Below are 7,773 nucleotides of genomic sequence, written 5' to 3'. Positions count from 1 at the left end.
GCCGTCCTTCTCGGGATCGAGGAAGCGGTGGAGATGGACGATGAAGTAGCGCATGTGGGCGTCGTCGACCGTGGCGGCGGTTGCCCCGCGCCAAGCCGTGTATGCCTCGGCGTAGTTGGGATAGATGCCCACGATGTGCAGGTTGCGCGGGTCAATGAACTCCGTCGTGTCCGGCCGCACCAGCTGTCCGCCGAATACGAGGTGCAAAAGCTGGCCGTTTGACAAGAATACCTCCTTGACGCGTGTCTCGGCGGAATGGCTCCGCCGCCTGCGCCGGCCTATATCATCTTTATGGACGGGATGCCGCCGGAATCCGCCGCGTCAGCTCCCGGAACGGGACGTGATCGGCCATACGACCGGCTGCCGCGGACTAGGCTGGCCTTCGACGAGGCGGTCGAAGCGTTCCAGCACCGCTTCCCACGACAGGTCCGCCTGCACCCTGATCCGGGCCGCGCGGCCGGTCGGCGGCCCTACCCGCGGGTCGAGCGCGATGTCGACGGCCTTGGCGAACGCCTCCGCATCCTCCGCGAGCCAGAGCTCGTGACCGGCATGCGTACCGAGTTCGGCGGCGGCGGCGGCCGTGGCGACCGTCGGGCGCGCCATCGCCATCGCCTCCAGCAGCCCGCCCCGCTCGGCCTCGCGATGGGGCGCCACCACGACGTCGGCATGCAGCAGCAAGGCGCGCCGGTCTACGGAAGGGCCGGTGAAGACCACGCCCGGCACCGTGACCAGCGCCGCCAAGCCGGCGACCGCCTCTTCCCCGGGGATCACGAGCCTCGTCTCCGGCCGTGCCGCCCGGAGCCGCGGCAGCACCTCGCGCGCGAACCATGCCGCGGCCTCGACCCCATTGCGGGTCCGGACGCCGCCCGCGAACAACAGGGTCGGGCCGCCCCGGGGCAGGGGATTCTGGAGCCCCTGGTCCGGAGAGAACCAGTTCCCGTCGATGCCGTCGGGGAAATGATGGATCCTGTGCCCCTGGTCCGGCACGGCGTCCCTGAGCCGTTCGGCGACGGCGGACGAGGCGATGAGATGGGCGTGCCAGGCCGGCGCGCCTGCACCGCCCGCAAGCACGAGTGCCCGGGCCTCGAGCGCCAGCAGCCAGCGCCGGATCGGCGGCAGCATGCCCGGCGGCAGGAGCCAGCGCGCCGCGTCCTCGCCGTGGACCAGATCATGGTGATCGACGATCCGGCGCGCCGGGATGTCCGGCCGGATCAGGGCGTAGTGCCCGAGCGATGTTCCCATGGCGAGCGCCCGGGCCGGCCGCCGCTCCGCCCAGATGCGCTCCACCCAGGCCTGCAGGCCGGCGTGCCTGGCCGCCGGCGGCTCCCAGCGGCCGGCCAGGAGCGCGAGCCTGCCTGGGCGCGAGACCGCCGGACGTGGGCGCGCGAAATAGCTGCTATGGCAGAACTGTCGGAGCAACCCCTCCGTCCGGCGGTCGAGGGCCTCGTCCGCGAAGCATCCGAGATGCACCCGGTAACGGCCCGCGACGTGCCGGAGCACCCGCCACAAACGAGCCTCGCGGCCGGAAGCGGCAGGCCGGGGAACCTCGGGACAAAGAAGCAGCAGGTCGAGCATGGCTTCCTGATAACCTGTACCGGGGCCCGCGGTTCCGCCGCCCGAACGGGAAATCCGCAGGGCGGTCCGGACACGGCCGGCGGCCCCGGGATGTCTGCAATTCTCCTGTTGGTGCTATGCCTTGACTGCTGGGCGTAAGGCCAATGCGAGCGCCCATGGACCGTGGGTCGTCTTGAATTGCCTGTCCCAGCGGGATACACCAATGTTGGTCGACATCGAACATACGCGGGGGGACGGAGGAGCATGGAGACACAGGCCAACCACATGATGGCCCACCTCCCGTTCCTGCGCCGCTATGCCCGCGCCCTCGTCGGCTCCACGGAAGCCGGGGATGCGCTCGTGACCCGGGCCGTGGAGACGGCCCTCGGCGAGCCGGAGGTCCATAGGCTCGACGACGAGCCGTCCCCCGGCAGCAGACTGCCCCTCTACGGGCTGCTGAACCGGCTCGCCGGCGACGGCCCCGCGAGCCCTCCCGGCGCCCGCGTCCACCCGATCGAGGAGGCGCTCACCCGGTTGCCCGAGCACAAGCGCCGCCTGTACCTGCTGGTCAGCCTGGAGGAGCTTGCGGTCGCGCAGGCGGCCGAGGTCATGTCCCTGCCGGTCGACGGGGCGCGCGCCGCTCTCGCGGACGCGCAGAACGCTGTGCGCGAGCAGCTCGTCGCCAACATCCTCATCGTCGAGGACGACGCCATCATCGCCTACGACCTCGGCGAGACCGTGCTGGCGATGGGGCACAAGGTCGCCGGTACCGCCGCCACCATGGAAGAAGCGCTGGACACGGCCGCCCGCACGCAGCCGACGCTCGCGCTGATGGACATCCGCCTCGCCCATGGCGGCAGCGGCATCGTGACCGCCCAGGCACTGCGCGAGCGCAGCGATCTGCCGATCATCTTCGTGACGGCGTTCGCCGAGGAGCTGCGCAGGCGCGGCCTCGACCAGCTCGGCCCCGTGATCCGCAAGCCGTTCACCCGCGAGCAGATCGAACGGGCGATCACCCAGGCCGTCTTCACGCCCCGACCGCGCTGAGCCGGCGGCCCCTTACCGGAAAACCACGGTCTTCGCGCCGTTGAGCATGACGCGATGCTCGACGTGGTACCGGACCGCCCTGGCGAGGACCACGCTTTCGATGTCGCGCCCGACGGCCGCCAGGTCGTCGGCGGTCTGCGTGTGGTCGACCCGCGCCACTTCCTGTTCGATGATCGGGCCTTCGTCCAGGTCGGACGTGACGTAGTGGGCGGTGGCGCCGATCAGCTTGACGCCGCGCGCGAACGCCTGGGCGTAAGGCTTCGCGCCCTTGAAGCTCGGCAGGAACGAGTGGTGGATGTTGATGCAGCGCCCCCCGAGGAGCTCGCACAGCCCCGGAGACAGCACCTGCATGTAGCGGGCCAGCACGACAAGGTCGATCCGCTCCCGCTCGACGATCTCCAGCAGCTGCGCCTCCTGGCGGACGCGGGTCTGCGGCGTGACCGGCAGGTGGTGGACCGGGATCCCATGCCAGGCGGCCAGCCCCTCGAAATCGGCATGGTTGGACACGATGGCCGGGATTTCGACGTCCAGGCCGCCGGTGCGGTAGCGATAGAGCAGGTCGTTCAGGCAGTGCCCCGCCCTTGAGACCATGACCAGCAATCGCGGCTTGCGGGCGAGGTCGTGGAGCGCCCAGCGCATCGAGAACCGCTCGCCCAGCGGAACGAACCCGCGCGCCAGATCGTCGTCCCCGGGCGCATCCCCGCCCTGGGGCGCCGCGAAATGGATGCGCAGGAAGAAGGCTCCGCTCTGCCTGTCGCCGTACTGGGCGCTGTCGACGATGTTGCAGCCGCGTGTCGCCAGGAAGCCGGATACGGCGGCGACGATGCCGATCGTGTCGGGACAGGAGATCGCCAGGACGTATTCGGAAGCCATGGAGGACCGGGGTTGCTCGTTCTGAACGCTGTTTACCATGACTCCGGCGCGCGCGTCCGCAGTCGATCGAACGGCGCCAATCGAACGGGGATCAGTCGAGCAGCGGCTTGCCCGTCTCGATGCCGACGAGGGCTGCGAGCAGCGGCGCCCCGATGTCGCGCCGCACATAGGCGCTGCTGCGTTCCGCCGCGTTCACCGCGGACAGGAAGGTGCTCCGCCAGCGGTCGTCGCCATGCAGGCGCCTCTCGGCCCGTGCGAGCTGGACCAGGACGGCGGGACGGCGGTTCGCGGGATCGCGCGCGAGCTCCTGAAGGCGCGCCATGTTCTCCGCCGCCCCGGCGGCGTCGCCGCGATCGAGGGCCGCCGCCACGAACTCCGCCAGAACCTCCGCGTGCTGGTCGGGGTCCTGGAGCTGATCGAGATACGCCGTGGCGAGCGCGGTTTCCCCGTTGCCGGCCAGGCGGCCGAGCACCGCGGGAACCGTCCAGGGACTGTCCTCCTGCACGGCGCGCAGCAGCCCGAGGGCGAGGTTGACCTCGTTGAGGTCCGCAGCCGCGACGGCCAGCTCGGCCGGGCAGCAATCCTGGCGCGTCTCCCGGAAGCGGGAGAACTGCTGCTCGACCGTGTTGAGGAACAGCGTGCGCGCCTCCGCCTCGCGGCCGGCATGCAGCAGCGCCTGGACCACGAGCCCGAGTTCCCACGAACATCCCTTCGCCGCGGCGTGGGACTTGGCCTCTTCCGCGAGTGCGCCGGCCAGGCCGGGATCGCCGTTCCAGGCGGCGATCTCCGCGATGTCGGCGAGGTTGTAGATGCGCGTGGAGCAGTCGTTGATGCTGCGGGTTATCTGCAGCGCCAGGTCCATCTGCCCCGTCAGGGCGAGCGCGCGGGCGACGAACAGGTCCTGCTCGGCGCCGTCGGTGACCTTGCCGCGGCGCAACGCCCCCAGGAACGGCGCGATGATGCCCTTCGCCTTGTCCGGCGAGCCGGCGTGATGATAGGCGACCGCCAGCGACAGCCAGTCCCAGCGCGGCGTGGTGACCGGCTGCTCCAGCGGGGGCAGCAGCATCTCGATCCGGTACAGGAAGCACGCCGTGGCCTGCGGCTCGTTGCAGATCAGCGCACGGACCCGGTTCTTGAACTCGAAGACGTCGAAGTCGCCGATGAACTGGTTGGTGATCAGCTGCACCGCGACCGGGCTTTCCGGGTAGTCCCGCACGATCGCGTCCAGCAGCTGCTCGGCCTCGCGCAGGAGCCGGCTCTCTTCCTTGGAATCGAACGTCGTGTCGGCGGCCTGGATCCTCTGCATCGCCTCGATGAACTGGCGGTTGGCCAGCGCCTGGGGATCGGCCGCCGCGAAGGCCGGGCCGGCCGTCCATGCGACCGCGAGCGCGAAGAGGAACGCGATCCAGCCGGACGTCGCGGCGGCCCGCCTATCCGATGACCCGGACATAGCTGACGACGCGCTTGACGTGGGGCAGCGATCTGGCATGGCCGGTGACGCGGTCCAGTTCCGCCTGGTTGCGGGCGCTCCCCATCAGGTAGATGACGCCGTTGACCGTATCGATGGTGTAGTTGATGGAAGAAATCTCGCGGTCGAACATCAGCTTGCCGCGGAGCTGGGTCGCGATCCAGGTGTCGAGCGCGGCGTCCTGGATGCCGCTCCTGTCGTCGACCTCGACCTCGTTGATGACCTCGGTGACGCCGTCCACCTGCCAGGCGAGCCGGACGGCGTCCAGCCTCATCTCCGGCGTCGCCGCCCGGCCGGTCACGAGAACGCGGCCCTGGTTGACGGTCAGCCCGAGCTTGCGGAACATGTCGACGTCGTGGCGGAACCAGAGGTCGTTGATCTTGGCCTGGATCACGGTGTCCCTGGCGGCGCCGCCCAGCCCGCGCTCCTGGGCCGCGGCCACGCCGGCCGTGGCCGCCCCTCCGACGACGAGGGAAGCGCAGCCTCCCGTGGAGAGCGCGAGACCGGCCAAGACGAACAGGTTCGCCGCGAAGGACCAAGACCTCAAGACAACCTCCGTTAACCTACCGATCCGTGCGGCAGGCGCCGCGTAGAAGTCATACCGCGTGTGCGAAAGCAACAGGTTTCCTGGAGTTCGTGATAAAATTATGGCAGGTGTGGCCGGGGCGCGGCCGGACCTGCCGCGCCCGGAAGGCGGCGCATCGGCGGTCACGCGAAGGGCGCTTGGCGCACGACCGACGACAGCTCCCGCGCGAGAACGCCGGCGACGCGGGCCCGATGGCCATGATCGCGCAGCAGTTCTTCGTCCTGCCGGTTGGACAGGAAACCGGTCTCGATCAGCACCGAAGGCACGTCCGGGGCTTTCAGCACGGCGAAGTTGGCGGACCGTTTCGGGTTCTCGAGCGTCCGCAGCCGGTCTCCGACCCCGGCGACGATGCTGTCTTTCGCGTACAGGGCCGCATCGCGGGTGTGCCGGGCCCTCAGGTCCATCAGGATCGCGGCCACCTCCGGCGCGGCGCGGCTGATGTCGATCCCGCCGAAGCGGTCGGCGAGGTTCTCCTGCCGGGCGAGCGCGCGGGCGAAATCGTCGGACCCCTTCTCGGACAAGGTATAGGCGGACAGGCCGCGCGCCTCCCGGTTGGGGGCGCTGTCGGCATGGATGGACACGAACAGGTCGGCGGCCGCTTCCCGCGCCCGCTCGACCCGGTCGGCGAGCGGCAGGAACTCGTCCCTCTCCCTGGTGAGCATCACGCGCACGCCACGCTCGTCCGACATGGCCTCGGCTATCGACAGGCAGATGTCGAGCGTCACGTCCTTCTCGAGCGTGCCGCGCGCGCCGATCGCGCCGGGATCCCGGCCGCCATGACCCGGGTCCAGCATCACCAGCACCCCGGCGCCCGGCGGCTTCGGCTTTCGGGGCGGACCGTCCTTTGGGAACGCACCGGCCGTGCCCGGCCATGCAAGCCGGCACAGGCCGAACGCGGAGGCGCCGAGCACCACCTTCAGGACCGAACGACGGTTCATGGAACGTAGGGACTCCGGCTTGCGGGCCAAGCGGTTCGGGTGATGGTTAATTACTACCTATGGCCCACCGGCTCTGTCCAGACCGCGTGTGCGCGACCCTGGACCGCGGCGGCGAAAACTGGACAATGCCGGGAACGACAACTCCGGGATCGCCGCCATGCCCCGCTTCGCCGCCAACCTGTCGATGCTGTTCCAGGAGCGCGACTTCCTCGACCGCTTCGCCGTCGCGGCGGCCTGCGGGTTCCGCGGCGTCGAGTTCCTGTTCCCCTACGAGTGGCCGGCGGCCGAGATCCGCGCGCGGCTGGACGAAAACGGCCTGGAGCAGGTGCTGTTCAACCTGCCTCCCGGCGACTGGGCGGCGGGCGAGCGCGGGCTGGCGGCGCTGCCGGGCCGCGAACGCGAGTTCGCCGACTCGGTGGAACTCGCCCTCGACTACGCCACGGCGCTGGATTGCCGGCGCCTGCACGTGATGGCGGGCTGCCCCGGACCCGACGTCGATCCGCGGGACGCCATGGCGACCTACGTCGCCAACCTGCGGCTCGCGGCCGACCGCCTGGAGCCGCATGGCATCACGATGCTGGTCGAGCCGATCAACCAGCGCGACGTGCCGGGATATTTCCTGCGCGATTCGGCCATGGCGCAAAGGGTGCTGGACGCGGTGGGACGGTCCTGCGCCAAGCTTCAGTTCGACCTCTACCACGCGCAGGTCAGCGAAGGGGACCTGTGCATGCGCCTGCGCAACCTCATGCCGCTGATCGGCCACATGCAGGTCGCCAATCCACCCGACCGGCGCGAACCGTCGGAGGGGGAGGTGAATTTCCCGTACCTGTTCGCGCTGACGGACGCCCTGGGCTACGAAGGCTGGATCGGCTGCGAGTACCGGCCGGCCGGCACGACCGAGGACGGCCTCGGCTGGGCGGAGCCCTACGGGATCTCCGCGTGCCGCTGACGGGGCGGCCGCGATTCCCGGCCGGCACCGCTGTTGGAAGGACGCCGACAGCAGCCGAAGGGGCACGCGATGACGAAACCCGAGGAGGAACGCCGGCAGGGTGTCACCGCGCAGCGCCGGACGAACGTGATCACCGACCCGGGCGTCGCGAGGGACGCCGGCATCTCCGGAGGGACGTCCGGCGGGCTCGGGGTTTGGGAACCCGCGGCGTCGCACGGTCCGGGACCGAGCCCGGCGCGTCGTCCCCGCTGGCGGACAGCGGCATCAGCGGCGCAGGCGCCCGTGGCGGCGACGAGCGCCAGGACGCCGGGAAAACCGCCCGCCGCGCGCGGGACCGCAACGAGCACTGAGGAGGCAT

8 protein-coding genes are annotated in these 7,773 nt (G+C 70.4%); 2 read left to right on the top strand and 6 right to left on the bottom strand.

All coding sequences use genetic code 11. The annotated features are described in order from the left end of the window. Together VGO20_RS18080 and VGO20_RS18075 are read right to left on the bottom strand one after the other, a co-directional pair. Positions 1 to 225: DUF4170 domain-containing protein (locus tag VGO20_RS18080; RefSeq protein WP_327503769.1), on the bottom strand; the 225-nt coding region annotated here is incomplete at its 3' end. A gap of 96 nt (positions 226 to 321) precedes the next feature. Next, positions 322 to 1,575, bottom strand: coding sequence for a glycosyltransferase (locus VGO20_RS18075; protein WP_327503768.1), 1,254 nt, complete (start codon positions 1,573 to 1,575; stop codon positions 322 to 324). Between the two features lie 243 nt (positions 1,576 to 1,818). Here VGO20_RS18075 and VGO20_RS18070 point away from each other — a divergent pair, with 243 nt between their 5' ends. Beyond that, positions 1,819 to 2,601 (top strand): PhyR family response regulator anti-anti-sigma factor, encoded by a 783-nt coding sequence (locus VGO20_RS18070; RefSeq protein ID WP_327503767.1) that lies wholly within the window; start codon positions 1,819 to 1,821, stop codon positions 2,599 to 2,601. Positions 2,602 to 2,613: 12 nt separating this feature from the next. On the opposite strand, the gene purU is transcribed toward VGO20_RS18070, so the two are convergent. The 4 genes from purU to VGO20_RS18050 form a co-directional block, all read right to left on the bottom strand. Continuing rightward, entirely contained in the window at positions 2,614 to 3,474 is an 861-nt protein-coding gene (gene purU, locus VGO20_RS18065) for a formyltetrahydrofolate deformylase (protein ID WP_327503766.1), read from the bottom strand. A 91-nt stretch (positions 3,475 to 3,565) separates the two neighbouring features. Then, the gene (locus VGO20_RS18060; protein ID WP_327503765.1) at positions 3,566 to 4,924 is read right to left on the bottom strand and encodes a hypothetical protein; all 1,359 of its coding nucleotides are present in this window, start codon (positions 4,922 to 4,924) and stop codon (positions 3,566 to 3,568) included. After that, on the bottom strand, positions 4,905 to 5,489 hold the full coding sequence (locus VGO20_RS18055) for a BON domain-containing protein (RefSeq protein WP_327503764.1): 585 nt from the start codon (positions 5,487 to 5,489) through the stop codon (positions 4,905 to 4,907). The genes VGO20_RS18060 and VGO20_RS18055 overlap by 20 nt, the downstream gene beginning before the upstream one ends. A gap of 161 nt (positions 5,490 to 5,650) precedes the next feature. Then, entirely contained in the window at positions 5,651 to 6,466 is an 816-nt protein-coding gene (locus VGO20_RS18050; RefSeq protein ID WP_327503763.1) for an N-acetylmuramoyl-L-alanine amidase family protein, read from the bottom strand. A 157-nt stretch (positions 6,467 to 6,623) separates the two neighbouring features. On the opposite strand from VGO20_RS18050, the gene otnI reads away from it, so the two are divergent. Continuing rightward, on the top strand, positions 6,624 to 7,415 hold the full coding sequence (gene otnI / locus VGO20_RS18045; protein WP_327503762.1) for a 2-oxo-tetronate isomerase: 792 nt from the start codon (positions 6,624 to 6,626) through the stop codon (positions 7,413 to 7,415). Positions 7,416 to 7,773 lie beyond the last annotated feature (358 nt).

This window comes from Arenibaculum sp. (assembly GCF_035998295.1).
Taxonomy (GTDB): domain Bacteria; phylum Pseudomonadota; class Alphaproteobacteria; order Azospirillales; family Azospirillaceae; genus DASYHS01.
This window is presented reverse-complemented; position numbering and strand designations above follow the sequence as displayed.